This window comes from Adlercreutzia sp. DFI.6.23, assembly GCF_024462535.1.
In the GTDB taxonomy this organism is placed as follows: domain Bacteria; phylum Actinomycetota; class Coriobacteriia; order Coriobacteriales; family Eggerthellaceae; genus Adlercreutzia; species Adlercreutzia rubneri.
Genome location: NZ_JANGBP010000011.1, coordinates 1 through 25,019, shown reverse-complemented (window position 1 = coordinate 25,019; position 25,019 = coordinate 1). Strand labels below are relative to the sequence as shown.

The 25,019-nt window shown below is 61.6% G+C and carries 22 protein-coding genes and 1 tRNA gene; 8 read left to right on the top strand and 15 right to left on the bottom strand.

Annotation, left to right across the window (positions count from 1 at the left end; translation table 11 throughout):
* Window positions 1–10: 10 nt before the first annotated feature.
* Entirely contained in the window at window positions 11–1,231 is a 1,221-nt protein-coding gene (locus NE591_RS10295) for an LPXTG cell wall anchor domain-containing protein (RefSeq protein WP_114540555.1), read from the bottom strand.
* 259 nt (window positions 1,232–1,490) lie between these two features.
* Between NE591_RS10295 and NE591_RS10290 the strand changes: the two genes are divergently transcribed.
* The 5 genes from NE591_RS10290 to NE591_RS10270 all read left to right on the top strand — a co-directional run bounded on the left by NE591_RS10290 (window position 1,491) and on the right by NE591_RS10270 (window position 6,938).
* The gene (locus NE591_RS10290) at window positions 1,491–1,952 is read left to right on the top strand and encodes a pyridoxamine 5'-phosphate oxidase family protein (protein ID WP_114540554.1); all 462 of its coding nucleotides are present in this window, start codon (window positions 1,491–1,493) and stop codon (window positions 1,950–1,952) included.
* A 69-nt stretch (window positions 1,953–2,021) separates the two neighbouring features.
* Window positions 2,022–2,927 carry an acetamidase/formamidase family protein gene (locus tag NE591_RS10285; RefSeq protein WP_227069936.1) on the top strand — a complete coding sequence of 302 codons (906 nt, stop codon included), beginning with the start codon at window positions 2,022–2,024 and terminating at the stop codon, window positions 2,925–2,927.
* Window positions 2,928–3,229: 302 nt separating this feature from the next.
* Complete coding sequence (locus NE591_RS10280) at window positions 3,230–4,633, top strand: APC family permease (protein ID WP_114540553.1); 1,404 nt, start codon at window positions 3,230–3,232, stop codon at window positions 4,631–4,633.
* A gap of 341 nt (window positions 4,634–4,974) precedes the next feature.
* Window positions 4,975–5,811, top strand: coding sequence for a pyrroline-5-carboxylate reductase (gene proC, locus NE591_RS10275; RefSeq protein WP_114540552.1), 837 nt, complete (start codon window positions 4,975–4,977; stop codon window positions 5,809–5,811).
* A 218-nt stretch (window positions 5,812–6,029) separates the two neighbouring features.
* Window positions 6,030–6,938 carry a hypothetical protein gene (locus NE591_RS10270; protein WP_114540551.1) on the top strand — a complete coding sequence of 303 codons (909 nt, stop codon included), beginning with the start codon at window positions 6,030–6,032 and terminating at the stop codon, window positions 6,936–6,938.
* 89 nt (window positions 6,939–7,027) lie between these two features.
* Here NE591_RS10270 and NE591_RS10265 read toward each other — a convergent pair whose 3' ends face one another.
* Window positions 7,028–8,377, bottom strand: coding sequence for a sensor domain-containing diguanylate cyclase (locus tag NE591_RS10265; protein WP_157013001.1), 1,350 nt, complete (start codon window positions 8,375–8,377; stop codon window positions 7,028–7,030).
* 278 nt (window positions 8,378–8,655) lie between these two features.
* Here NE591_RS10265 and yfcE point away from each other — a divergent pair, with 278 nt between their 5' ends.
* Window positions 8,656–9,243 carry a phosphodiesterase gene (gene yfcE, locus NE591_RS10260; protein WP_114540549.1) on the top strand — a complete coding sequence of 196 codons (588 nt, stop codon included), beginning with the start codon at window positions 8,656–8,658 and terminating at the stop codon, window positions 9,241–9,243.
* A gap of 206 nt (window positions 9,244–9,449) precedes the next feature.
* Here yfcE and NE591_RS10255 read toward each other — a convergent pair.
* Together NE591_RS10255 and NE591_RS10250 are read right to left on the bottom strand one after the other, a co-directional pair.
* Window positions 9,450–9,525, bottom strand: a tRNA-Phe gene (locus NE591_RS10255).
* An 82-nt stretch (window positions 9,526–9,607) separates the two neighbouring features.
* Complete coding sequence (locus tag NE591_RS10250; protein ID WP_173111276.1) at window positions 9,608–10,912, bottom strand: ATP-binding protein; 1,305 nt, start codon at window positions 10,910–10,912, stop codon at window positions 9,608–9,610.
* A 296-nt stretch (window positions 10,913–11,208) separates the two neighbouring features.
* Here NE591_RS10250 and NE591_RS10245 point away from each other — a divergent pair, with 296 nt between their 5' ends.
* Window positions 11,209–12,306 carry an ATP-binding protein gene (locus tag NE591_RS10245; protein ID WP_173111273.1) on the top strand — a complete coding sequence of 366 codons (1,098 nt, stop codon included), beginning with the start codon at window positions 11,209–11,211 and terminating at the stop codon, window positions 12,304–12,306.
* A gap of 44 nt (window positions 12,307–12,350) precedes the next feature.
* Here NE591_RS10245 and NE591_RS10240 read toward each other — a convergent pair whose 3' ends face one another.
* The 4 genes from NE591_RS10240 to NE591_RS10225 all read right to left on the bottom strand — a co-directional run bounded on the left by NE591_RS10240 (window position 12,351) and on the right by NE591_RS10225 (window position 17,420).
* Complete coding sequence (locus tag NE591_RS10240; protein WP_173111270.1) at window positions 12,351–13,052, bottom strand: A24 family peptidase; 702 nt, start codon at window positions 13,050–13,052, stop codon at window positions 12,351–12,353.
* Window positions 13,053–13,061: 9 nt separating this feature from the next.
* On the bottom strand, window positions 13,062–14,507 hold the full coding sequence (locus tag NE591_RS10235; protein ID WP_173111267.1) for a coproporphyrinogen III oxidase family protein: 1,446 nt from the start codon (window positions 14,505–14,507) through the stop codon (window positions 13,062–13,064).
* A 104-nt stretch (window positions 14,508–14,611) separates the two neighbouring features.
* Window positions 14,612–15,904 (bottom strand): phosphoribosylamine--glycine ligase, encoded by a 1,293-nt coding sequence (purD, locus tag NE591_RS10230; protein WP_173111264.1) that lies wholly within the window; start codon window positions 15,902–15,904, stop codon window positions 14,612–14,614.
* Window positions 15,905–16,094: 190 nt separating this feature from the next.
* The gene (locus tag NE591_RS10225) at window positions 16,095–17,420 is read right to left on the bottom strand and encodes an adenylosuccinate synthase (protein WP_173111261.1); all 1,326 of its coding nucleotides are present in this window, start codon (window positions 17,418–17,420) and stop codon (window positions 16,095–16,097) included.
* 153 nt (window positions 17,421–17,573) lie between these two features.
* On the opposite strand from NE591_RS10225, the gene NE591_RS10220 reads away from it, so the two are divergent.
* Window positions 17,574–17,789 (top strand): hypothetical protein, encoded by a 216-nt coding sequence (locus tag NE591_RS10220; RefSeq protein ID WP_022738058.1) that lies wholly within the window; start codon window positions 17,574–17,576, stop codon window positions 17,787–17,789.
* Here the strand turns inward: NE591_RS10220 and NE591_RS10215 are convergent.
* From NE591_RS10215 to rpsF, 7 genes are all read right to left on the bottom strand, one after another.
* A complete protein-coding gene (locus NE591_RS10215; protein ID WP_173111258.1) occupies window positions 17,784–20,009 on the bottom strand; it encodes an ATP-binding protein in 2,226 nt (741 codons plus the stop codon). The two genes, NE591_RS10220 and NE591_RS10215, sit on opposite strands and share 6 nt — an antisense overlap.
* Window positions 20,006–21,286 (bottom strand): DNA repair exonuclease, encoded by a 1,281-nt coding sequence (locus NE591_RS10210; protein ID WP_256156663.1) that lies wholly within the window; start codon window positions 21,284–21,286, stop codon window positions 20,006–20,008. Before NE591_RS10210 ends, NE591_RS10215 begins: the two co-directional genes overlap by 4 nt.
* A 9-nt stretch (window positions 21,287–21,295) precedes the next feature.
* Entirely contained in the window at window positions 21,296–22,687 is a 1,392-nt protein-coding gene (gene dnaB / locus NE591_RS10205; protein WP_227069955.1) for a replicative DNA helicase, read from the bottom strand.
* Between the two features lie 180 nt (window positions 22,688–22,867).
* Complete coding sequence (gene rplI, locus NE591_RS10200; protein WP_114540539.1) at window positions 22,868–23,452, bottom strand: 50S ribosomal protein L9; 585 nt, start codon at window positions 23,450–23,452, stop codon at window positions 22,868–22,870.
* Between the two features lie 17 nt (window positions 23,453–23,469).
* Entirely contained in the window at window positions 23,470–23,730 is a 261-nt protein-coding gene (gene rpsR, locus NE591_RS10195) for a 30S ribosomal protein S18 (protein ID WP_022738039.1), read from the bottom strand.
* A 20-nt stretch (window positions 23,731–23,750) separates the two neighbouring features.
* Complete coding sequence (locus tag NE591_RS10190; protein WP_114540538.1) at window positions 23,751–24,260, bottom strand: single-stranded DNA-binding protein; 510 nt, start codon at window positions 24,258–24,260, stop codon at window positions 23,751–23,753.
* A 54-nt stretch (window positions 24,261–24,314) separates the two neighbouring features.
* Entirely contained in the window at window positions 24,315–24,608 is a 294-nt protein-coding gene (rpsF, locus tag NE591_RS10185) for a 30S ribosomal protein S6 (protein WP_022738031.1), read from the bottom strand.
* Between the last annotated feature and the right edge of the window lie 411 nt (window positions 24,609–25,019).

The following is a 25,019-nucleotide window of genomic DNA, read 5'->3' as shown; positions in this document are numbered from 1 at the left end:
GAAACGCGCGCTAACGGCGAATCTTGCGAAACGCCATGGCGGCCCCAACGGCGGCAACGCCACTCACAAGAAGGATCACGGCGAACACCAGGCCCTTCTCGTCGCCCGTCTGAGGAAGCGTCAGCACACCGTCTTTGGAAGCAGCCTCCGCTTCGGCGTGATTGGCATTCTCCGCCGCAGCCTCATCGATCACTTGGGTGCCTTGGCTGCCGCCGTTGGAAGTCGCTCCCGCGTTCGGCTTGCTCGCGTCCGAACCGCTGCCCGAGGAGCCGCCCGGCGTCCCCGGCGCGCTGCCCCCATCGCCCGTGACGCCGTCGGAGGGCCCGTCGGGCGTTGCATCCGGAGCCTCCGGCGCGACAGGATCACCAGGCGTCTCGCCCGCGTCCGGATCGTCGGGCGTCTCGGTCGATTCGGTTCCCACTTCAATCTCATCGGGTCGCACCACAGGACACGTGTAGACGAGGTTGATCTCGTTTTTCGAGGAGTCCATGTTCACGAACACGTCCTCGGGGTAGCTGCCCACATAGGCCAGACCATCAACGGGTTCAGTCGCCTCGGTCAGCTCATCGCCCGTTAGAACGTCGGCGAACAGCTCGTTGCTACGTACCTCGCTGCCCATCTTCGTGAACCCGACCGTATGATCGCCGATCGTCTCGACCACCGTATGGTTGTACAGCGGCATCGACCCTGAAGCGTCCAGCAAGGACGCCTCGTAGTAGTTCACCGTCACATCGCTGGACTGACGGAAGTAGTTCAGCCGAATGGCGTTCTTCGACGGGTCTTCCGAAACGGTCAGCTCACGCGGCCAGCCGTCGAAGAAGGCGAACCCGGGGTTGGTGCCCACATGATCCCATGCCTTCACCACATCGCCCGGCTTCAAGCCTTCCACCGTCGTGGTGCCGAGCAGACGCGTACCGGTCAGCTCAGGAACGCCCCAATCCTCGAGCGTCGGGTCGTCGTAGTGCACGAGCTCGAAATGGTAGATGGTGACCGTTTGCGTCGCCTCCTCATCGGCATTAGCGTCGGCACCGGTCTTCTCGCCGGCCGCCTCACCGCTGGCGGTCGCAGGGACCGCCAAGACCGACTCGTCAGTGCGGTCATCTTCCATGGCCATGGCCGGAAGCGGTGCCGCGGCAAGGGCAAGGGCGAGAACGCCGGCCATCACCGGCACGCCGAGGCGGCTTTTCAGCGCAGCACAAGATCGCGAAGCAAAAGTAAGCAGCGTTTTCACGTGAAACTCTTTTCAATCAGCGTCGGCCCGGGGCCGACATCGCTCATCTTATTAATGTCTAGTATATTGCTAGACTTACAGAGAAACTGTACTAAAAACGGGATAGGTATTCAATCACCTATCCCCAGGAAAAGCACGAGAATGCTCCCATTCCATAAGTTAAACATTGATGACTTTTCCGCATTGAATTGGCGATGCTCTCCTAAAGTTTCCCGCGCTATAATGCGGACAGCATCCACGAGCGTCGAAAGGGGCATCCATGCGCAGGAAGGACCGCGAGCAAAGCGAGGAATTCGGCTGGGACGTGCTTGAGACGTGCCCCTACGCCATACTTTCGACCACCGACGACGAGGGGCTTCCCTACAGCATCCCCGTGTCTCCGGCGGTGCTCGAGGGCGCCATCTACGTTCATTCCGCCAAGCACGGCACAAAGTCGAAGCTTCTGCGCGAGCACCCCGCAGTGTGCCTGGTAGGCGTGCGCGATGTCGTGCCGCTGCCCGAGGCGTACTCCACCGAGTATGCCAGCGCCGTGGTGCGCGGCACCATCGCCGAGGTGACCGACGACGCCGAGCGCATTGCCGCCCTGCACGCCATCGTCGAGCGCTACGCTGCCGAGAACCTCGCCCATTTCGACACCGCCCTGGCTGAGGAGCTTTCACACACGCTCGTGTGGAAAATCACCACGACCGAGATAACCGCGAAGGCCCGCCTGCACGAGTAATCTAAGAAGAGTATGATGGAACCCAGCGCGGCAAGGGGTCGCGCCATCACGCAAGCAGAGGAGGAAACCGTGCAAATCATCGAAGACAGGGTGTACGCATTCTCGAAGGACAATCCGCCGTGCTACACCGCCCAGCCGGGCGAGGTGCTGCAGTTCAACACGCTCGACTGCTTCTCGGGCCGCCTGACCGACGAAACCGTCACCATGAAGGACATGGACTTCTCCTACAACATCACCAACCCCGCCGCCGGCCCTGTGTACGTGGAAGGCGCTGAAGTGGGCGACGTGCTCGTCGTGGACATCTACGACATCCAGGTGGCCGACGAGGGCACCATCGCCACTGACGACCATTGCGGTCCTCTGTTCGAGGGCACCGATTACCGCACGAAGAAGATCAAGATCGAGGGCGGCATGGCCGACTTCAACGGCGTGCGCTTCCCCATCAACCCCATGATCGGCGTCATCGGCACCGCGCCAGACGAGGGGGCACCGGCCGATGGCTTCGTGGGCAACTACGGCGGCAACATGGACAACAAGCTCATCACCAAGGGCACCCGTCTCTACTTCCCCGTGCGCGTTCCCGGCGCGCTTTTGCAGATGGGCGACGTGCACGCCACCATGGGCGACGCCGAACTGTGCGGCACCGGTATCGAGATCGCCGCGCAGATCACCGTCCGCGTGAACGTGTTGAAGAACTTCGAGCTGCATTGGCCGGTGCTGGAAACCTTCGGCCCGGCGGGCAAGTGGTACGTGAACACCAGCGCCCAGGAGTACAACGAGGCGCTCGTGTGCGCGTCGAAGGAGATGCAGCGCTTGCTCATGCGCATCACCGGATGGGACGCCGTGGAAACCTACATGTACATGTCGGTGCAATCCGACGTGGAGATCAGCCAGGGCTGCAAGCCCTGCGAGGTGCAGCTGTCCCTGCGCATCGGCACCCCGAAGCTGACCGAGTTCCCGCCGCTGGTGGGGTAGACGCCAGCACCCGCAACAGCACCCCCTCCGAGAGGCCGGCTCGCACGCCGGCCTCTTTCTGCTTTGCTGCTTTTTTATTCGTTTGACGTTCTCGCCTCGCCCCTCTTCCCCGCACTTCCCCCAATATCATGCCTATACAGGCGAGTTTTCCCTTGTTCTTGTCCTTTTACCTTGAGTCAAATGGTAAGCTATGGCCGCGCACAATGCGCAGGAAAGGGGAATCGCCCGACCCGTGTTGGGAGGGATCACGGGCCGCACGATTCACGAGGAGAAGACTTGGAAGGGATAGAGAGGAGACGTCTATGTCACAACCCATCCAAGAGCCGACTATCGGCCTCGGCGAGGACATCGAGGCGTTCGGCTACAAGCAGGAGCTGAGGCGCGGCCTTCAGCTTCACGACGTCGTTCTGTACGGCGTTTTGTTCATGGTGCTCATCGCACCGCAGTCCATCTGGGGCTCGCTGCAGGTTGATTCCGGTGGTCTGACCCCGCTCGTGTACATCATCGGATTCGTTGCCATCAGCTTCACAGCCCTGAGCTACGCCGCGATGTCCAGCAAGTTCCCCATCGCGGGCTCGGTGTACTCCTACGTGCAGCGCGCCATCAACCCGCATGTGGGCTTCATGTCCGGTTGGCTCATCCTGCTGGACTACATCCTGGTGCCCTCTCTTCTGCTGGTCATGGTCGCCAACTGGGGAACCACCCTCGTGCCTGGCTCGCCTTGGTGGCTTTGGGTGGTCGTGTTCATCGCTTTCAACACGTTTGTGAACGTGCGCGGCATCACCATGTCGAAGGGCGTTGACTGGATCATCTTCGCCGTGGAGATCCTGGCGCTCATCGTGTTCATCGCTGTGGGCTGCATGTATGTCTCCGGCGGCGGCGGCTACGGCGAGTTCTCCACCGAGCCGTTCTACAAGCCCGGCGAGGTCGACCTCCACTTTGTGGCCACGGCCGTATCCCTGGCCTGCCTGTCGTTCCTCGGTTTCGACGGCATGTCCACCCTGGCCGAGGAAACCTACAAGCCCGAGAAGAACATCGGCAAGGGCATCCTCATCGCGCTGTGCATCATGATCGTCGTGTTCGTGGCTCAGACTTATGTGGCCGCTCTCATTCTTCCCGACTGGGCGAATACCGATCCCGACATGGGCTTCTTCGATGCCTGCTACGCTGCCGGCGGTCTGCTGCTGCAGAACTTCATGCTGGTTATCAACATCGTCGCCATCGGCATCGCCAACATCATGAATGCCCAGATCGCCTCTTCGCGCCTGCTGTTCTCCATGGGCCGCGACGGCGTGCTGCCCCGCGTGCTCGGCAAGGTGCATCCCAAGTACCAGACCCCCTGGGTGGCCGCTATCTTCCTGGGCGCGTTCTCGCTGGTCCTCACTCTGACCGCCGGTCAATTCGGCGGCATGACGGTGCTCGCCCCCATGGTGAACTTCGGCGCGCTGGCGTCGTTCATCGTCCTGAACTTCGGCGTGTTTTGGTACTTCTGGTGCAAGGAGAAGCAGCGCGGCGCCAAGGCCGTCTTGCGCTACCTCATCTGCCCCTGGATCGGTATCCTTATTCTGATCTACGTGTTCACCGGCTTCGATGCGCTCACCTATGGCGTGGGCATCAGCTGGTTCATCGTGGGCCTCATCATTGCCGCTGTCATTTCCAAGGGCTTCAAAGAAGTGCCCGACGCCTTCAAGAACCTGGAAGTGTAGCCGCTGTTCCTGCGGGCCTAACGGTTCCGAAAGGCATCCACCGATCCAGCAGCTTTGCCCGCCGTAGCGCACGGCATCTTTCGAGCCCCCGGCCATGTCGGGGGCTCTTCTTGTATACTAGGTTCGCCCCTCGAAACTCCCATCTATTTCCAATGCGCTGACCAGGAACTTCTTTGCGTTTTCCCAGATCAGTCTAGTAACCGCAGAATAGAAATAGATGGGAGTTTCGAGGGGCGAACCAGAAATAGATGGGAGTTTCGAGAGAACTCAACACCTCTGGACGCGCGAAAATGATGGAATCAGTTTGCGGGTCCTTGCAGAAAGGAAAGGGGAGGATTCCCATGAAGATCGGTTTCGTTGGGCTGGGGAATATGGCCACGGCCATTATCGGAGGCCTGCTGCGCGAGGGCACAACGTTCAGCGGCGAAGACGGCGACGCGACGGTGATCACCGCTGCCAACATCATCGGCTCGGCCAAGACCGAGGCCACGCGACAGAAGCGCGCCGAGCAATTCGGCATCGCCGTCACTGCCAGCAACCGCGAAGTTGCCGAAGCGGCCGATGTGCTGGTGCTCGCCGTAAAGCCCCAGTTCTTCCCCGAAGTGATCGCCGAAATTCGCGAGGTCGTAAACGAGAACACACTGGTTATCTCTATCGCCGCTGGTCTCACACTCGAGCGCATCGCGGCCCTTTTCAATCGCGATGTTACCGCCATGCGGCTCATCCGCTGCATGCCGAACACCCCGGCCCTCGTAAACGCCGGGTGCACCGCCGTCGTGCCTGGGCCGGGGGCGACGGAGGCCGACGAAGCCCTCTGCCTACGACTCATGGAAAGTTTCGGCCGGGCCATCGTCATTCCCGAGCGCCTGATGGACGCCGCCAGCGCCGCAGCTGGCTCCTCCCCCGCGTTTGTCTTCATGTTCATCGAAGCTTTGGCCGACGGGGCCGTGGCCGCTGGGATGCCGCGCGCCCAAGCTTATGAGTTCGCCGCCGCCGCCGTGGCCGGTTCGGCCCAGCTCGTTCTGGAAACAGGACGGCATCCCGGCGACCTGAAGGATATGGTCTGCTCACCGGGCGGCACCACGATCGAAGGCGTGAAAGCCCTGGAAGAGGGTGCCTTCCGTGCGTCGGTCATGAACGCCATCGTCGCCTGCGTAGAAAAGGCGAAGGCCCTTTAGGCGCCGCAAAATCCACACGCAGGCACGTTCCGCTGGAAAACCGTGCAGAATGGGTGAAATTGCGTAGCAAGCCAGGAACGTTTCGCAATCGCTCAAATCCTCCTCGCTTTTCTGTGCATTATCATGGGAAAGTCAACCGCATTAAGGAGGCGACGTTCTGGAACAGCGCAAGGCATTCCTTCAAAACGCCCCTCTGCTCCTCGTTGAAAGGTCTCGCCATGAGGAAACATATTCGCACCTCCCTTGCTCTGCTCGTGGTGGCACTTGCTGCCGCCAGCTTCATGCTCATGTTGCCCGGCTGCACCGGCGGCACCAACGACTCGCCTGGCAAACCCGATGCCGTGGGAAATCGCTCTGCTGACGGAGCAAGCGAGGCGACCCAGGGCGACATCGTCAGCACCGCTATGGTTGCCTACGCCAACGGCGATCAGGTGCTTTTCGTCGACCAGGAGACGCAGACTCCCTACATTCCTACGGAAATTGATGACGCGACCATCATCGTCGACGGGCAGCAGACCGACGAAGAGGCCTTGGTCGCGGGCAATATCGTGCAGGTCACGGGCAACGGCATCATGCTGGAAAGCTACCCGGGGCAGTACCCCGGCATCACAAAGGTCGAGGTCGTTGAAACGGGCAGCCCTGCCGATGCCGAGCAGTACGCCGACATCGTGGACACCGTATTCGCTGCCCCCGATCAGAGCCAAGTACCCGTCGGCAGCCTCAGCTACAAAACGGATCAGGCCGACACCTCGGTCGTCTTGAATCCCTACGAGTTTGACTGGCAGTGGCAAACAGAAGACGGCCAAACCAGCACGTCCCAGGTTGATGGGTTTGCCGCCGACGGAAGCGGTGCGCTGAACGAGACGGTGATCGACGCACGCATCCCTAGCGGCGTCGACGCCTTCGCAGCCTTCTCCGTGAACCCGACGTCTGTAGAAATCGAGCGCCAGCCCTTGGTGAAAGGCGATACGGCGAAAGTTGACCCGCAGGCCGATGGCGAGGACGTGCCCTACACCTTGGGCGACGATGGCACCACGGCCCTGCGCATCGAGCCGAACTACCTCTACGAAATAAAGGCCACCTTCCCCCAGGGCGAGGCCGAGTACGCCTTCTACACGGTGAGCTAGCCTTTCGCGAACATCACAAAACGGCCAGCGCCCGGCTCCTTCGAAGGAAGACGGACGCCGGCCGTTTATCGGAGCAAGGATTAGTCGAGTTAGTCGAGGTACCGCAGCGCCGCCTGGCTTTTGCCGGCGCGCTTGGCCACATAGAGCGCCTCGTCAGCCACCTGGTACAGGTCGTCGAAGGTGACGGGCGTGCGGGTGCAGGCCACCGCGCCGATGGTGATGGAGGGGTGTAAGCCCTCGGGCATATCGGCGGGGCGCGGCGTTGTGGCGTAAATGCCGCCGGACAGCTGGGACAGCACGCGGTCTAAAGCCGGCCCAGGCACGAGACCGGCGGCAAACACGGCGAACTCGTCGCCACCGAGGCGGGCCACCACGTCATCCTTACGCATGTTCCGGCTGAGAAACGCGGCAATCTCCTGCAGCACCCGATCGCCTTCCGGGTGGCCGAAACCGTCGTTCACCTGCTTGAAGTTGTCCACGTCCACGAGAAAGAGACTGCAACCTTGGGCGCAATCCTCACTCGTCAGCGCCTTTTCGATGCGCGTCATGGCGGCCTCGCGATTGAAGATGCCCGTAAGGCCATCCAGCTCGGCCTTCTTCCGCAGGGTGGCCTCGCGCATGACCATCTCGTGGGTGTCCAGAAGACGACCCACATGGCGAACGGGACAACCAACGCCGTTGAATAGCACGAAAGACTGGTAGCGGCACCAGATGGGGTCGCCTTCCGCATTGGGTAGCGAGGTTTCCATATCGATGAAGTCGCCTTGCGCAACGATGTCGCGAATGCGCTCGATGTCGTGCACTTCCAGATCGATAGAGCATTCTTTGTCGCAACGCTTCTGCAAAATGAGGTCGTCCGACTGCGGCTCACGGTTGAAGCGCGCCTCGAAATCGCCGAAGATCTCGCCGGTCTGCGCCTGGCAGTCGATATCGAAGATAACGTCGCGCGAGAGCACTGTGAGCATTTCCACCCGCTCTTCGGCCCGTTCCAGCTTGCGCTGGTAGCTCATCTTCTCGGTGATGTCGATGATGGTGACATAGAACCACGCCTGTCCCTCGTCGTCCACCACATAGCGGCCGCGGTCGTCCACCCATACTTCGGCGCCGTCGGGACGATTCAGCCGATAGGTAACCGCGTAGGTGTTGCCGCACTTGATCTGGGAGGTTATCTCGTCGGTGACGCGCCGGCGGTCATCCGGGTGGACCATGCCGATAAAGCTGTTGTCCGTAATGGCGCAGAATTCCTCGTAGGTAGCGCAGCCGAACAGCTCCAGCACGTCGCGGCTCACATAATCGATCGTGCCGCCTTCATCGTCGGCGCGATAGCGAAACAGACCTCCGGGAATGCGATCAAGAAATTCCTGGGACACCTCATCTTCGATCGCGCACCCATCATGAGAGCCGAGCTTGCCCTCGGTCACCCGATGAAATATCGTCATAACCAGCCCCTTTGCGCTTCATCCAAACGAAAAGCCGCCAGCTGCGGTTCCTCGCGCCTCGTTCTCTCCCCCACGATCATACCACCGCTGACGCATTCGGAAGCCGTTGCTGCAACAACTCCTTCCTCGCATGTAATTATTTGTTGCGACACGGAGGTCAACGGCACGATCTATTGCCAATCTATGACGAATGCCGATGTTTCGAAGAGCGCTGCTATACTGGCGAGGCACTATCGATGGGGCGCTATGGGAGCGTACCCGTTTTGAAGGAGAGCCCTATGCGCTATCTCATTGCTTCCGATATTCACGGCGCGCTGCCAGCCGCTGAAATGCTGGTGGCGCGCTTTCGCGAAGAGGGCGCCGACCGGCTGCTGCTGCTTGGCGACCTGCTGTATCACGGGCCGCGTAACCCCCTGCCCGAGGGCTACGCGCCGGCCCAGGTGGCGAAGCTGCTGAACGGGCTGGCCGATCGCATCACGGCAGTGCGGGGCAACTGCGACTCCGAGGTGGATCAGATGGTGCTGAACTTCCCCTGCCTAGGCGATTATGCGCTGGTAGTGGACGAGAGGACGACGCTGCTGCTCACCCATGGGCATCTGGATTTGGCGGCCGCCGTTGCGGGGCTTCCTGCAGGATCATTCGTACTCTCGGGCCACACCCACGTGAAAGGCATCGGGCCGGAAGCGGCGCCGGCGTTCGCAAAAGGCATCGCGGCCGCGCGGGGCACGAGCGAGGAAGAAGGAGCCGGGACTTTCGCTGCGCCAGCGGTCACCTTCGTCAATCCCGGCAGCATCGGTCACCCCAAAGATGGCTCCGCCAGCTACGCCATCTACGAGCACGGCACCGTAGAACTGCATCAGCTCTAGGCCGTGCCTTTTAAGATACAGCCTGCGATCTCGGAAGAATCTCTGAATTCTGATATTAATCTCTGAATTCAGAGATTCTTTCTGAGATTCCCCTGAGTCCTGTGGTTTGGAGCAACCGCGAATGATCGCCGTTGCTTCCGTGGGCCCACCAGGGGATTTGCCCAGATACAAAAAGACCCCCATGACTGGGGGTCTTTTCAAATTCATGGTGGTCGGAGGGGGACTTGAACCCTCGGCACGCGGATTTTCAGTCCGCTGCTCTACCAACTGAGCTACCCGACCATAGGCGCGAAACCACTGGTTCCTTGCGCGTCCGTATATTTTAGCGGGATGCCCTCCCCATTGCAAGAACTTTTTTGCCGCATTATGCCGTCAGCGCACGAATGGGTATAACGTAGATGCCCTCCTCAACGACGCGCGCGTACTTCCCTATGCCCACGATAACGGCCATGAACGCTGGGGGCCTCGTCTGAGCTCGGGGGTTCTCGCAGAGTTTCTTGCGAAGCCGTTTGAGATTCGAAACCGCCTGGTCGACCTTACTTTCACTCGTCTTGATCTCGAAGGCGGCCCAACGGCCGTCCGCCAGCTCCACGATGGCGTCCACCTCGAGCCCGGAGTCATCGCGGTAGTAGCGAACGGGAATAGGGCGGGCGAGCTCATGCGCACGGGTATATGCAACGAGGTCGCGAAGACATAGGTTCTCGAAAACCAGTCCAAACGTCTGCCAATCCTCGAGCAGGACAGCCGGCGACATGCCGAGCGCTGCGACGGCGAGCGAAGGGTCTGCCAAATACCGCTTCGGCTTGACCTGCAGGCGTTTCTTCGAGCGGGACGGGGGCTCCCAGCCGGGAACCTCCGAGACAAGATAGATACGATTGAAGAAGCTGAGATACTCGCCGATTTGGCGATCGGCGAGGTCGTCTCCCGTTGACCCCAGGGCGTCTTCCCTAATGGTGCCATAGGTGGCAGCCTGCCCCAAATTGCGAGCCAGCGAGGCGATGATGCGCTCGGCAACAAAAGGATCAAGACCTTGGTCGGGAGCGCTCTCATAACAGATCGCAGAGAGGTACTCGCGGACAATCGCCTGGGCATCCAAGGGAGAAAGGTCGACTGCTTCAGGCCAGCCACCCCGGCAGGTCACATCGACGAGCTGCTCCGTATTGCCCCCGACGATAACCGGAACAGGGGGTTCCTCGAAAAGTCGGGCGAGAGAGACGCTTTTCTCGGATTCCCCCGATTCGGAGAGCGTCATAGGGGACATCTTGATGCGGCCGATTCGCCCCGCGCCGCTGTGCCTTTTATCCCCCTCCCCTGCCGCGCTGCGGTGATTGGGCGGCGTCGAAGAGCCCGTGAGGATCCAGGCGCCCCGTAGGCCCCTCGTCTCGTCAACACCATGGCGCACGAGGTTCCAGATGGCGGGTACGTGCTGCCACTCGTCAATGACATGCGGGCGCTCCCCCATGAGCATGAGCGAGGGGTCGTCCTGCGCCAGGGACAGCTCTTCGTCCACGTAGCTGATGGAGGCGCCATGTTGCCGCGCCGTCCATGTCTTTCCGCACCACTTCGTGCCCTCTATCTCCACGGCGCCGAATATCCTCAGACAACGTTCCACCTGCTCATCAACGAGGCGAGGAAGGTATCCTTGGGGCTTGACGGATGCTTGACCCACAGTGACTCCTCTCGGATTGTTTACTAAAATCCGAGTTTCATTTTACCAAAATCCGAATTAAAATTTACTAAAATCCGAATTTGTGGGTTGTAGTCCAATGGCGCTTCGCAGAAGGCCTCTCAAGGAGCCCTGCGACAAAACACCCCTAAATCAGCGGCAGCTGAGAGCTGATGTCCTACTGCTGAGCAGCGACACCGGGGCCGCAGCACTGCGGGCGAATTACCCGTCACTTTGACAAATAGGAAAAAAAGGAAATAATAGGAAAGAAAGGAAAACAAAGGAAAGAAAGGAAAACTATGTATGACGAGGTGTTCTCCCCCTCCTTCGGTAACCGCCCTTCTTTCCTGGTGGGCCGTGAACAGCTACTCGACCAGTTGGAGCAGGGCCTTCAATCGCGGCCGGGCAGCCGCGAGCGAGCTGTTGTGATACTGGGCCAGCGAGGAAGCGGGAAGACGGTGCTTCTTTGGGAGCTGGCTGACCGCATGCGAAAGCAGGGGTTCGCCGTGGCCAACCCCACCATTGTCTCAGATGGCATGCTTGAGCGCATTCTCGAAAAGCTCGAGGACGACTGTCAGCTATCTGCAGACGGAAAGCTGCATCTCACCGGCGGCAGCGTAGGAGCGCTCGGTTTCTCAGCGGGCATCCAACTAGAGAGGGACGCGGCAACAACCAAAAGCCCCCAACAGCGACTCGTGCAACTGTGCCGCCAACTCACTGCAAAAGATCGGGGGGCGCTTATCCTGATAGATGAACTGCAGGCCTCGTCGCCGGAGGTTCGTCACCTCATCGGCACCTACCAGGAAATGGTGGGCGAGAGGCTGAATGTGTCCCTTGTTATGGCCGGTCTGCCGGGAGCTGTTTCCACAACGCTCAACGACAGAGTGCTCACGTTCCTCAACCGAGCGCGGAAGATTACTCTTCCTCCGCTGGAGCAGGGGGAAGTGGATGCCTTCTTCAAGCGATCGTTCGACTCTCTTGGCATCGCTATAGCAAGCGATCTGCGCCGTGACGCGGCGGCGTACACCGCTGGCAGTCCCTATCTTCTTCAGCTTGTGGGGCATTACACCTGTCTCTATGCTGAAAACGGCAAGGTGTCTGAAGAAAGCCTCGCCGAAGCGCTCCGAACCTCGGGCGATGATTTCCAAAGTGACGTCTGCGCCACCACGCTCGCCGCTCTTTCTGAACGCGACGTAAACTTTCTTGAAGCTATGGCCGTACTGGGAGATCCTGCGCCTATAGCCGCCATCGCTGAGGCCATGGGTGCAACGGTCGACTATGCGCAGAAATACCGTCGACGGCTCATTGAGGGCGGCGTCATCAAAAGCGCCGGCCGGGGAAAGGTCGCTTTCGACGTCCCCTTCCTCGCCGAGCACCTTCGCAAACGGAATGAGTGATGAGTCGGGGGGAATGCCCCCTCGACTCATGTTTGGTGCTCAGTTTACGCCACGAAGGCGACGAGGGTGCCGAGGGCGATGAAAGGGGCAAAGGGCATCGTGCCGGCGAGGAGGGAATCGCGATCCTGCTCGGTGGTAACTTCCCGAATGGCGCCGCTCAAGAAGGGCTCACTAACAGAAGCCGGATCGGAAGATCCGCGGCCTCGGCCAAGCAACGCGTCGGACGCTCCCGCGCCTTTCCGACAGCTGCGCCGCCCTCGTCCCATCACTCGGCGGCCAATCTCGCGGCCAAACACATAGGCGACACTGAGCACGCACGCCGTCAGCAGGCAAACAACCCCGCGCTCTAACCCGAGAAACAACCCAAGCACGGCCATGAGTTTGATATCACCGCCGCCGAAAGCCTCCTTGCGCCGAACAAGCTCGTAAACCGTCGTCAGCACAAGCAAGCCTCCGCCGAGCACCACAGCGCCTAAGATGCCGCTCGCAAAGGAGATGCCGCCGATTTCCAACCCGGGAGGCACCAGCACATCAGGCGCGGGCCCGAGGAACTCAGCTCGGAAACCCAAGCCCATGTGCGCTCCCGCGAACCCGAGCACCACACGCCAAGCCACCCACAGAAGACCCAGTGCGCCGGCCAGCACATTGGGCACGCGCCGCGACCGCACATCGATAACGGATACGACGGCTAGCAACCCCAGCACGAGGGCGTACGTGACCAGCGTTATGATGGAAACATAAGTCATCGGCGCCGTTTATTCCCCCGAAGCCACGGCTTGAGTGCCATCAAGAATCGCCGAGGCCTCCTCTTCCCGAGCAATTTCCGCCGCGACAGCGTCGGCCGATGCCGGCTTGGCCACCACGGTCCCGCAATCTTTCCCGTCGCCGAAGATAAGCTCGCGCTCCTCTCCCGTGAGCGCCGCGCGAGCCTGGTCGCGCAGGTTGTTCACACCGATGAAGAACTGGCGCATCATGACCACCACCAGATAGCGGCCCTTGGGGGTCAGCGTCAGCTCCTCGGCGTTGTCGGTGGCAAAAGCCCCGCACGCGCGCATGAAGCCCATCTCCACGGGCAGGCCGCGCTCGACGGACATGCCGAAATCGCGCGCAAACTGGCGCTTATCAAGACGCAGACCGAACAGCTGCATCATAAAGCGGTAGCGCATGCGGTCGCGCAGCGAGAACGTGGTCTTGCCCATCATGGACATATGCCCCGCCTCGATGGCCGTGTTGTACTCGCGCACCGAGAACGTGTTCACGTACAAATTCTCGCCCAGATAGGTGATGCCGCCACTGCCGATGGCCGGGTACTCCTCGTAATCGACCACGTACTCGTCGATCATGGCGTCCTCGCCGGCCGCACCGGTGCCGCGGCGGTTGAACGTCCAGGCGCTGCCCAACTCGAACAGGCCCGGCTGCCCGCCAGGCAAATCTCCCAGCAGCAGATCGCAGATGATCTCGTAGAAGCGGCGCTCGCGGTTGTAGTCCACCTTGCCCACCGTGGCGGCCAGTGACCGCTGCACCGACGGCGAGGCCATCAGCGGGTAGAACGTCGTCTGGCTTGCGCCGGAGGCCACCACCATCTCAATGTCGCGGATGAGCGTGTCCTCGTTCTGCGCGGGAAAATTAAAGATCATGTCGGCATTCATGGAAACGAAGTACGGCGACGCCTCCTGAATGCGCTCGAGAATCTCCTGGCCGCTGCCGTACTTCTCGTAGCGATCCATCTGGCGCAGCAAGTCGTCGTCGAAGGACTGCACACCCACGGACAGGCGCTGCACACGGCCCTTCAACTTTTCCAAGTACTCATGGGTGAGATGGTTCGGATTTGTCTCGCTGGAGACCTCTTTGACAGAGAACAGATCGCGGGCCATATCGATAGTCTCACACAGCTCGTCGATCATAATGGTGGGCGTGCCGCCGCCGATGTACACGGAATCGAAGTCGTAGCCAAGATCCTTCAGCATGCGCATCTCGCGGCGCATGTTCTGGAAATAGGGCTTCGCGCGATCCTCGCGGAAGGGGAAGCGGTTGAAGGAGCAGTAGGGGCACAAACGCTCGCAGAACGGCACATGCATGTACAGCATATAAGGCTGCCCCGGGTTGGGCGAGGGCATGAACGCCTCGTCGCAGGGCTTAAGCTGCAGGTAGTTGGCCGTGCACGCCTCCACTACCTTGGAAAGCATTCGTTCTGAAAGCATATCGCGCATTCCTTCTTTCTTGGCTGGTTGCCTTGGTTGAGAAGGGCGGACCTTTGGTCCGCCCCTACGGAATCTATCCCTAGCGCTGAACCTCTAGACAGCGGCTATTGATCCCACGCGCTGCGGCCCTGCAAAGCTTTCTTGCCGATGTCGTGGCGGTACATCTTGCCTTCGAAGTTGATGAGGTCGCAGGCCTCGTAGGCGCGCTCGCGAGCCTCTTCGAAGCCGTCGCCTTTGGCCACCACATTCAGCACGCGACCGCCGTTGGTGAGCAGCTCGCCATCGTAGTTGCGGCGAGTACCCGCATGGAAAACCGTCACGCCGGGCAGCTCCTCGGCCTCTTCGATGCCCAAGATGACCTTGCCCTTTTCGTAAGCGCCCGGGTACCCCTCACTGGCAAGCACCACGGAAACGGCCCAGTCGTCGGACCACTCCAGCTGCACGTCCTCGGGGCGCCCCTCGGCCACCGCGAGCATGATCTCCACCAGATCGCTTTCCAAGCGGGGCAGCACGACCTGCGTCTCAGGGTCGCCGAAGCGCACGTTGAACTCCACGATCTTCGGGCCTTCCGGGGTCAGCATGAAGCCGCCGTACAGGGTGCCGCGATAGTCGCTGGTGAAGGGAGCAACGGCCGTAGCGGCGGCCGCTTTCTCCATGATGGCCACCATGGCAGCCATTTCCTCGTCGGTGACGATGGGCACCGGCGAGTACACGCCCATGCCGCCGGTGTTGGGGCCCAAGTCGCCGTCGTAGGCGCGCTTGTGATCCTGGGCGGGGGCCATGGGGAACGACTGTCCGGCGGTGACGAAGCACAGAAGCGAGCATTCGGGGCCCGTCATGCACTCCTCGATGACCACGGTGGAGCCGGCATCGCCGAAGGCACCGTCGAAGCAGGCGCGCACGGCAGCCTCGGCATCTTCCACGGTTTCGGCCACCACAACGCCCTTGCCCGCCGCCAGGCCGTCAGCCTTGATGACAATGGGCGCGCCCTGCTCGCGCACGTAGGCAAGCGCAGCGGCCTCGTCGTCGAAGCGCCCGTAAGCGGCCGTGGGAATATCGTTGGCTTCCATGAATGCCTTGGAATAGGCCTTGGAGCCTTCCAGCTGAGCGCCGTCGGCGTTGGGCCCGAATACCGGGACGCCGTCGGCGCGCAGCAGATCGGCCACGCCATCGACCAGCGGTGCCTCAGGGCCGATGACCACCAGCCCGATGTTGCGCTCGTGCACGAAACTCAGCAGCGCCTCGCCGTCGGCGATATCCAGATCGACGTTCTCGGCGATTTCCGCCGTGCCGCCGTTGCCCGGCGCCACGTACAGCACGTCGGTGTTCGGAGACTTCTGCAGCGCCCACGCGATGGCATGTTCGCGCCCACCCGAACCGATCAGCAGAATGTTCACGTTCGTTCCTTTCCTCGCTTTGCAGCAAGTTGTTTCTTAGCGTAGGGCGCGTCCCCCCGGGAGGGGTGCCGCGCGCAGTTATGCGAAGTGCGCCCCACGATTCCGCGAGCCGGAATCGGATGAGCGCATTTCGCATCTGTCTGAGCACGGCACCCCTCTCGGGGGGACGCGCCCGGACAGCAGGTAAAAGCTACTCGTCCCTCAACCAGGACATGCGGATAATCGTCTGGTCGCGATCGGGGCCAACCGAGATGATGCTCATGGGCACGCCGCACACCTCTTCCAAATACTCGATGTACTTGCGCGTGTTCTCCGGCAGCTCCTCGTAGGTGCGGCAACCGGTGATGTCCTCGTCTTTCCAGCCGGGCAGCTCCACGTAAATGGGCTTCGCGTGGTGCAGCACCGATTGCTGCATGGGGAAGTAGTCGTAGCGCACGCCGTCGCATTCGTAGGCCACGCACACCTTGATGGTGTCGAAGGCCGAAAGCACGTCCAGCTTCGTGAGGGCCACGTCCGTAAGCCCGTTCACCTCGGCGGCGTAGCGCCCGATGACGGCATCGAACCAGCCGCAGCGGCGCTTGCGACCCGTGGTGACGCCGAACTCATGACCGGCGGCGCACAGAAGCTCGCCGTCCTCCGCATCCTGACCGGTGCCGCCGTTCTCGGGGAACTTCAGCTCCGTGGGGAAGGGGCCCTCCCCCACGCGGGTGATGTAGGCCTTCTGAATGCCCAGCACGCGGTCGATGGCCTTGGGGCCGACGCCCGTGCCCGTGGAGGCGCCGCCGGCGCAGCAGCTGGACGAGGTCACGAACGGGTAGGTGCCATGGTCGATGTCGAGCAGCGTGCCCTGGGCGCCTTCGAAGAGGATGGACTTCCCATCGCCCAGCGCCTCGTTCAGCATATGGGCCGACTCGCACACATAGGGAGCCAGAATGCGCGCGTAAGGCAGGTACTCGTCGCAGATCTCCTCCACCGTGTAGGTGTGCAGACCGTAAATCTTCTCCAAGATGGGGTTCTTCTGGGCCAGCACCGCCTCAAGCTTCAGGCGGAAGATCTTCTCGTCCAGCAAGTCCTGCATGCGGATGCCCTTGCGACCCATCTTGTCCTGGTAGCAGGGGCCGATGCCGCGTTTGGTGGTGCCGATCTTCTTGTCGCCGAGGCTCTTCTCGTCGGCGCCATCGAGATCCTTGTGGTACGGCATGATAAGGTGCGCGTCGTTGGAAATCTTCAGGTTCTTGCAGGAGATGCCCTCGGCCTCAAGCATGGCCATTTCCTTCACGAGCACGCCCGGGTCTACCACGACGCCGTTGCCGATGACCGGCACGGCGTTCTCGTACATGACCCCGGAGGGCATCAGGTGCAGCGCCAGCTTCTTGTCGCCGTGAATGACGGTGTGGCCGGCGTTATTGCCTCCCTGGAAGCGCACCACGTAATCGTAGTCGCTGGCGATGAGGTCGGTGATCTTACCCTTGCCTTCGTCGCCCCACTGGGCGCCGACGAGCACTGTGCTGGGCATCTTCAAGTCCTTTCGACGTTGGGCGGGGAATGCCCTGAAAACGACATTCCGCAAGGGCTCAGTATACCAGCCGCACAGGCTAATGCTTCGGAATGGAGGGCTTCGTGCTAAGATTTACGGAGTTAAGACGCTTCCGCTTGCGAAGGACCCTACATGACCGACAACCAGCCACCGCGCCGCACGCCCCCTGCGGCAGATCCTCCCCTGGGCACGCCCGAGGGCGATCGGGCCTTCGTAAGGCGCACGGCACTGCGACGCCTGCAGCGCAACCGGCGCATCTTCAGCATCGTTGTGGGGATTCTGCTCGTGCTGTCCTTCGTGGTCTTTCTGGTGACTGAGTTCATGCAGCCACACCCGTTTAACCTATAAGTTGATCACCGTCGCCGGGCGTCCTGATTGCTTCGCGGTCTTCTTCAAGGCCCTCGCGACCCCTTCGTGACAGGTGAAGAGAATGACCTGGCGCTGCTCCGACAGTTCCACCAAAGCGCGGGCGGCCCCCAGCCGGCGCTGCTCGTCGAAATTCACGAGAATGTCGTCGGCGAGGATGGGAATGGCCCTCCCCACGTTATCGGCGCAGGTAAGAAGCGCAATACGCAGGGCCAGGTACAGTTGCTGGCACGTGCCGAGGGACAAATGCACCGGCTGGCGCGTGCGCCCGAGGGCGTCGGCTACCTCCAGAGTGCCCTCGCGCGTAAGGCTCACGCGAGTCCACCGCCCTTCGGTCATGAGGGACAGCAACCGGCTCGCCCGCAGATACACCTCTGGCTGGCGCTTCGATTCCCAGGTGGCAATGGCCGCCTCCAGCATGTGCTTGGCCAGAAGCAATCGCGCGAAATCGGTGCGCGCCTCTTCCAAGCGCGTGGTCACTTCCTGCACCTCAATTTTGATGCGATCGAAGTCGCGCTCCGTTTCGGCTTGGGCGAGGACAGCGGCCAACTCCCCTGCTCGCTGGTTCATGGACTCCAGCGCCTCAATGAGCCCCGTGCGCTGGCGAACGCGCCGCTCGAGCTCCTCCTCGACATCGCCTACCCCGCTTTCAGGCGACAATCCAGCGCGCTGAAGCGCCGCCGCCCGTTCAGAGGCGATTTCCTGAAGGCGATGCTCGGCATCCGCTCGCCGAGCGGCCGCCGCTTGCTGGCGCTGACGACACAGCGCCATGGCCTGACGTGCCTCGCGGGCCTCGTCAAGAAGTGCCCGAGCCTGGCGCACCGACCCTTGGGCCTCGCCCAGCCCTTCTTCATCCAGCGCCTCGCGTACCTGCGCGGCCACCGATCCCTCCTCAGCCTGGCACGCTTCCAGCTTCTTCTTATCCTGGATCATCACCCAATGGGCGTCGTCGAAACGGGCTTTGCGGGCGCCTTCCTCCTTGTTCGGCCGGAACAACATGGCGAAGCCGCCGGTGGCCATGAGCGCCGCGAAGACGGAGAGGAGAAATCCGATGGCCATATAGCTGAGAGCACCGCGGGCACGGCCCTCGATGAAAAGAGGGACGCCCAGAAGAAACAGCACGGCGGGAATGACCACGCAGAATGCCACCTGAATGCGCCTCTTCGATCGCTCGCTGCGGCGATCGGCCTCATCGTCGGCCGTTTCCTGCAGAGCCTCGTACACTGCCACGGAGGATGTGTAGTTCGCGCGAGCCACCTCCACGGCATGGGCCTGCCGCGATTGACGGGTCGCGAGGTTTTCCAAGCGGTCACGCAAGGCCCGCTCGTCGGAGGCCGTCAGGCGGGCGAGGCGGCGCCCGCAGGAACGCTCGTGAAGTTCGTAGTTGTTGGCTGCCTCCTCCTCGCTCTTGGCCAGCCGGGCGATATCCCCCTTAAGCTTGTCGCGTTCGGCATCCAGAGCCGCCAGAGAACTTTTGGCCATGGTGAGCGCCTCAATCACGCGGTTGGCCTCTTCCACCCGCTCCCCCATGGCGGCGCGCTCGGGCTCCAGCTCGTGCAGCTCGCGATCTTGGGCACGATAGGCATCGGCGACGTCAGCCGCGCTTTGCTGCTCGGCACGCAGGGCGTTGCGCCGGGCCAGAAGCTGGGGGATCGACTGCTCGGCCGAGGCGGCGCGGGAGGTGAATGCCGCCAAGCGCTCGTTCACATGAGCGAGGGCGTGGGCCGGCGACGAACCTGTGCCCGAACCGGCCGTCAGCAACTTCGCCGTCGTGTCCGTCGTGTTGCGCAGCGAGCGCAATTCATCGCTGTTCAGGGAAAACATCGTGCGATAGGTGTCCTTGTCGATGTCTTCCACCAGGAAGGTGTCTCCCTGCAGGCCGTCGGCATTGCGGGCGCGGGAAAGCACGAACGTCTCCTCGTCTTCCCTCGCACCCGCGCTCGCGTCCGCCCCCGCCGACCGCGCGAAAAGCAGCGAGCCCGCTCGCTCGGCCCCCTCGGGCTTGTAGGTGTTCCGGTTTCCTCGAGCCTCTTCCCAACCGAACAGCACGCCGCCCACAAAGGAGGCCACGGTCGTCTTGCCCGCCTCGTTGGCGCCGAGGACGATGTTCATGCGATCGCTGAAGGGCCCGACCACCGTATCGTGAAAGCGGCCGAAGCGCTCCAAGTGGATAGAGCGAAGGTAGATGCGCGGCTCGGTCATCGGTCGTCGCCCCCCTGCAGCAGCAAGTCGAGCACAAGCCGGGCAGCCTCGTTCGTGAGCTGGCGCGCCTTCTTCTCGGAAAGCGCCGCCGTAAGGGGAACGTTGCGCGCGAGGTATTCTTCCTGCAAATAGTCGATCTGCCCTTCGACATCCTCGGAGAGCCGATCAACGGTGCGAAGAAACACCGCTGGGAACAGCCCCTCGGCGCGCAACGCCTCTTCATCGATGGGAGCCGTTGTCTCGTCGATGAGACTATCGCAGTAGAATTCCGAGTACGCATCGTTCAAAGAGGCGCGCACCTCTTCCAGCACCCCGGGGCGGCCGAGCACCTCGTGAAGGGAGGTCGCTCCGGTGAGAATGATGCGCGACACCATCATCTCGCAGGAGGCGTCGCCGTTGACCGCGAACAGCTCCCGCATGGTTTTGGACACCAGAGCCGGAATGTTCGTGCAATCGGAGACGTCGATGCGAACCTTTTCCCACACCACCGAGGCCGTGGGGATGAAGCTCACCTTCGGCGGCGCGTCAACCGCCAGCGTGACGAGGTTGACACCGCGCGGGCCCGTTTCACGCACATCGCGCCCTTGAATGCAGCCGGAAAAGGCAATGCGCGGCACACGCTCGTCGTTGACCCACCGCTTGTGAATGTGGCCGAGCGCCCAGTAGTCGAATCCAGCACGCAGCAGCGCCACGGGGTCGGTGGGAGCCTTCACGGGATCGAGCGTAAGCCCGGTGTGCAGCACGCCCACCGCAAAAGGCGCCTCGGCGGCACGCGGGCCCAATGCCCGAATGGCGGCGGCGCGGGTGATACCCTCGGCGATGTCCTCGTTGGGCGACCACACCTTGTTCGGGTAGCCGCGGCCTCCGATGACCGCAAGGGGACGCCCGTCGCGCTCGTACAGGGCGAAATCGGGACGATCGGCGGCGAGCATCGTAGCGGACGGGGGCAACGCGAAGAAATCCTGCTGCCAAAGACTCAGCGGATCGTGGTTGCCGGTGCACAGGTAGGAGGGAATGCCCTCCGCATCCAGGCGGTTCAATCCATCGAAGAAACGCAGGTAGTCGCGATAGGACGCGCGAACCGAATCGAAGATGTCGCCGGAAACGACCACGAAATCGACCTTGCGCGACACGGCCGCCTCCACTACGCGATCCCAAGCACCGGGAATGGCATCTACCAAACGGCGCGCCCATTCATCGGACAGCGCCCTCAGGCCGCGAAACGGCGCACCGATGTGCAGGTCGGCAGCGTGGATGAATGTCAGCGTTTCCGGCACGAACAGACCCTAGAAGCTGCCCACGCGGGAGTCGTCAATAAAGTCCATGAACTTCGTGAACTCGGGGTTGAAGGCCAAGTCGATGTCGCGCGTGGCGCCGTTGCGGTGCTTCGCGACGATGAGCTTGGCCATGCCCAAATCGGGGCGCGACTCGCTTTCCGCCTCGATCTCGTTCATGGAACGGTCGATGAACATGACGATATCGGCGTCCTGCTCGATGGCGCCGGAGTCGCGCAGGTCGGAAAGCATGGGGCGCTTGTCCTTGCCGCGTTGTTCGATGGCACGGGACAGCTGCGACAGGGCGAGCACCGGCATGTTCATTTCCTTGGCGAGAATCTTGAGTCCGCGGGAAATTTCGCTCACTTGGTCGTTGGTAGATTTATTGGCCGTCATGGGACCCGGCTGCATGAGCTGCAGGTAGTCCACGATGATGAGGCCCTTTTGGCCCTCTTTCAGGCCATGCAGCTCGCGGCGGCCCTTGGCGCGGGCTTCCAGTACCGAGAGGCCTGGGGTGTCGTCGATGAACATATCCAGCTGGGAGAGCTTGCCCGAGGCTTCGGCCAAGGCACCCCAGTCGCCCTCGGCGATGAAGCCGCTGCGCAGCTTCGAGAGATTCACGCGAGCCTCGGAGCACAGGATACGCTGAACCAGCTGCTCGGCGCCCATCTCCAACGAGAAGAACGCCACAGCGGCGCCGGATTTAGCCGCGTTGGTGGCCAGGTTCAGTGCAAAGGAGGTTTTGCCAACACCGGGGCGCGCCGCCAGAATAACCAGATCGCCGCCGCGAAACCCGTGAAACAGCTCATCGACGTCCTTGAAGCCCGTGGGAACGCCGGCCATCTTGTCCTTCTGGTTGGCGAGACGGGAAATTTCCTCGTAGGCGTCGCTTACCAACTCGTCCATCTTGCGGAACGACGAGCTGACGCGTTTCTCGGTTACGTTGAAGAGCGTCTTCTCCGCCTCTTCCACCACCTGATCCAAATCATCGGGCGCGTCATAGGCCAGAGCGTTAATCTGCGTGGCGGCGAACACGAGCTCGCGCAAAATGGACTGCCGCTTGACAATGTCGACATGGCGCTCCCAGCTGGTGAGCGAGAAGGTGTTGTCGGCTAGCTCGGCCAGATAGGCGCGGCCGCCCACGGCCTCCAGCTGCCCCGTGGACTTCAAGGTGTCGGCGAGAGCGATGGGGTCAACGGGAATGTGGCGGTTCGTGAGACTGATGATGGCCTCGAAGATGATGCGATGGGCCGGACGGAAGAAATTCTCCGGACGCAGCCGCATGACCGCCTCTTCGGTCACCTCCCCGTTGAGCAGGCAGGCGGCGAGCACCGATTGCTCTGCCTCGATGTTCTGAGGCAACTGCGCGCGGGGCGCAAGTCCGGGCGTATTGTTGGCATCCATGGGAGGCTGAGGCTGGTAGGGCATGAAACATCCTTCGCGTCGTCGGTGCGCCTATTGTATCGCGTTTCTTCCCGCGAACGCTGGAACTCGGCTTACCGCCACTGTTTCACGGGAAACAGGCTCATTATAGAAAATGGCCCCTCCGAAGAGGGGCCATCAAAGGGTCTCGCAAGACGAGGACTACTCCTCGGTCTCGGTCACCTCAACCTCGACGGTGCCGTCGGCGGCAACTTCGCCGTCAACTTCAACCATCTCGTCGGCCGGAGTCTCGGCGATATCGATAGCTTCCTCGATAGCGTCGATGGCCTCTTCGGCCTCGGACTCACCAGCGACGACCACGGTTACCGTACCCTTGATGTCGCGGTACAGAGACACGGGCACATGGTAGGTACCGGTCATCTTGATGGGCTTGCCCAGTTCTACACGACGACGATCGATTTCGATGTCGAGCTGCTCGGCGATGGCGTCGGCCACCAGAGGAGCAGTGACGGAACCGAAGAGCACGCCCTCCTCGCCCACCTGGGCGATAACGCGCACGGTGGCGTCGTTCAGCTTCTCGGCCAGAGCGTTGGCATCGGCAATGCGAGTCTCCTCGCGCTTGGCGATGTTCTTCTTGCGCTCCTCAAGCTGCTTCAGGTTGCCCGGGGTAGCCTTCACGGCATAGCCCTGGGTCAGCAGGAAGTTGTTGGCAAAGCCGCGGTTGACGTCGATGACGTCACCCTCGCCGCCTTTGCCCTGGAGTTCCTTCAGAAGAATAACTTTCATGGTTCTCCTCCCTTCGCCTAGCGGTTGCGGCGATCGCCACGGCCGCTGACAGCGGGAACGGCATAGGGCATGAGAGCCATGACGCGGGCGCGCTTAACAGCTTCCGCGATGTCGCGCTGGTGCTGGGTGCAGGCACCGGTCACGCGACGGGGCTTGATCTTGCCACGATCGGTAACGTACTTGCGCAGCATTTGAGTATCTTTGTAATCGATATACTCCACGTCGTCCTTGCAGAACTGGCAATACTTACGACGAGGCTGCTTAGCGTAATCGGCCATATTAACCTCTTTCGTTTCGCTTAAAACGGAATGTCATCATCGTACACGGAAGAGGAAGCGTCGATAACCGGAGCAGCGGGCATGGGCGCGGGCGTCGGGGCCGGTGCGGGCATGGGAGCCGGAGCACTATAGGCCGGAGTCGCCGGAGCATAGCCCTGGTTGCCGCCGAAATCGCCGCCGTAGGACTGAGCGCCGCCGCCGCTGCGGCTCGACATGAACTCGAGCTCGTCAACGATGACTTCGAGCTTGCTGCGCTTCTGACCATCGCGCTCCCACTGGCTCCAGCGAAGCTTGCCCTCGATGGCCACCTTGGTGCCCTTGGACAAGTACTGGTGCAGGCTGCGAGCCCGGTTGCCGAACATGGTGCAGTCAACGAAGTTCGGATAATCCTCCCATTCGTTGGTCTGAGGATTACGACGACGGTCGTTCACGGCCACGCCGAAGCTCATGACGTCCATGCCGGACTGGGTGCTGCGCAGCTCGGGGTCGCGGGTCAGATTGCCGCTGATGATCACTCGATTAATGCTCATTTCTACCTCTTCTCATGGTGAGCGCTCCCCTTTGCGGGACCGCTCAGTTTCCAACTAGTCGCGATCGGTGCGGGCGACGATCATGTGACGCACAACGGCATCGTTGATGCGCAGCACGCGATCGAGCTCGGCAATGCTCTGCGGGTCAGTATGGAAATCGATGAGAGTGTAGTCGCCATCAGACAGACCGTTGATCTCATAAGCGAGTTTACGCTTGCCCCAATTGTCGACGTTGTCCACCACGCCCTGGGCGTCGGTGATCGTCGTCTCGATGCGCTTCATAACGCCAGCGCGCGTCTCGTCGTCAATCGTCGGAGCAACAATAAACAGCAGTTCATACGCCTTCATCAGCTCACCTCCTTTGGACTTTACGGCTCCGGGCTGGTGAAGGCACACACCGGAGCAGGAATAGCCTTGCTATCTTAGCAGAGCTTTTCCCGCTGCGGTTGAACCTGCGTTTCTCCATCACGGTAAGCACACATTGCCTCGGTCGCTGGGGCCATGGTAAACCAAGCGAACCGTAAAAATGACGCGGAAATGTCCCGTTTCGTTCCTCGCGCCAACCGTATCAGCGTCGTATCTCCGTCCCCCCAGGGCACGACTCTGGTTGCCCCCACGGAACTAATTTCGATAGCAATCATGAACCACCCCTCAAAGGGGTGGTTTGCTCTGGGCCTATAAGGCCGAGGGGGGCCGGCAGCGTCTAAAGGCGCTGCCTCTCACTTCGTTCAAGCCGTACCGCCCTTGTCTCTCGCGGGC

Coding starts and splice junctions, on each gene's coding strand:
- NE591_RS10290 (WP_114540554.1), top strand. CDS start 1,491: ATGCGCAGGAAGGACCGCGAGCAAAGCGAGGAATTCGGCTGGGACGTG.
- NE591_RS10280 (WP_114540553.1), top strand. CDS start 3,230: ATGTCACAACCCATCCAAGAGCCGACTATCGGCCTCGGCGAGGACATC.
- proC (WP_114540552.1), top strand. CDS start 4,975: ATGAAGATCGGTTTCGTTGGGCTGGGGAATATGGCCACGGCCATTATC.
- NE591_RS10270 (WP_114540551.1), top strand. CDS start 6,030: ATGAGGAAACATATTCGCACCTCCCTTGCTCTGCTCGTGGTGGCACTT.
- NE591_RS10265 (WP_157013001.1), bottom strand. CDS start 8,377: ATGACGATATTTCATCGGGTGACCGAGGGCAAGCTCGGCTCTCATGAT.
- yfcE (WP_114540549.1), top strand. CDS start 8,656: ATGCGCTATCTCATTGCTTCCGATATTCACGGCGCGCTGCCAGCCGCT.
- NE591_RS10245 (WP_173111273.1), top strand. CDS start 11,209: ATGTATGACGAGGTGTTCTCCCCCTCCTTCGGTAACCGCCCTTCTTTC.
- NE591_RS10240 (WP_173111270.1), bottom strand. CDS start 13,052: ATGACTTATGTTTCCATCATAACGCTGGTCACGTACGCCCTCGTGCTG.
- NE591_RS10235 (WP_173111267.1), bottom strand. CDS start 14,507: ATGCTTTCAGAACGAATGCTTTCCAAGGTAGTGGAGGCGTGCACGGCC.
- NE591_RS10225 (WP_173111261.1), bottom strand. CDS start 17,420: ATGCCCAGCACAGTGCTCGTCGGCGCCCAGTGGGGCGACGAAGGCAAG.
- NE591_RS10220 (WP_022738058.1), top strand. CDS start 17,574: ATGACCGACAACCAGCCACCGCGCCGCACGCCCCCTGCGGCAGATCCT.
- NE591_RS10215 (WP_173111258.1), bottom strand. CDS start 20,009: ATGACCGAGCCGCGCATCTACCTTCGCTCTATCCACTTGGAGCGCTTC.
- dnaB (WP_227069955.1), bottom strand. CDS start 22,687: ATGGATGCCAACAATACGCCCGGACTTGCGCCCCGCGCGCAGTTGCCT.
- rplI (WP_114540539.1), bottom strand. CDS start 23,452: ATGAAAGTTATTCTTCTGAAGGAACTCCAGGGCAAAGGCGGCGAGGGT.
- rpsR (WP_022738039.1), bottom strand. CDS start 23,730: ATGGCCGATTACGCTAAGCAGCCTCGTCGTAAGTATTGCCAGTTCTGC.
- NE591_RS10190 (WP_114540538.1), bottom strand. CDS start 24,260: ATGAGCATTAATCGAGTGATCATCAGCGGCAATCTGACCCGCGACCCC.
- rpsF (WP_022738031.1), bottom strand. CDS start 24,608: ATGAAGGCGTATGAACTGCTGTTTATTGTTGCTCCGACGATTGACGAC.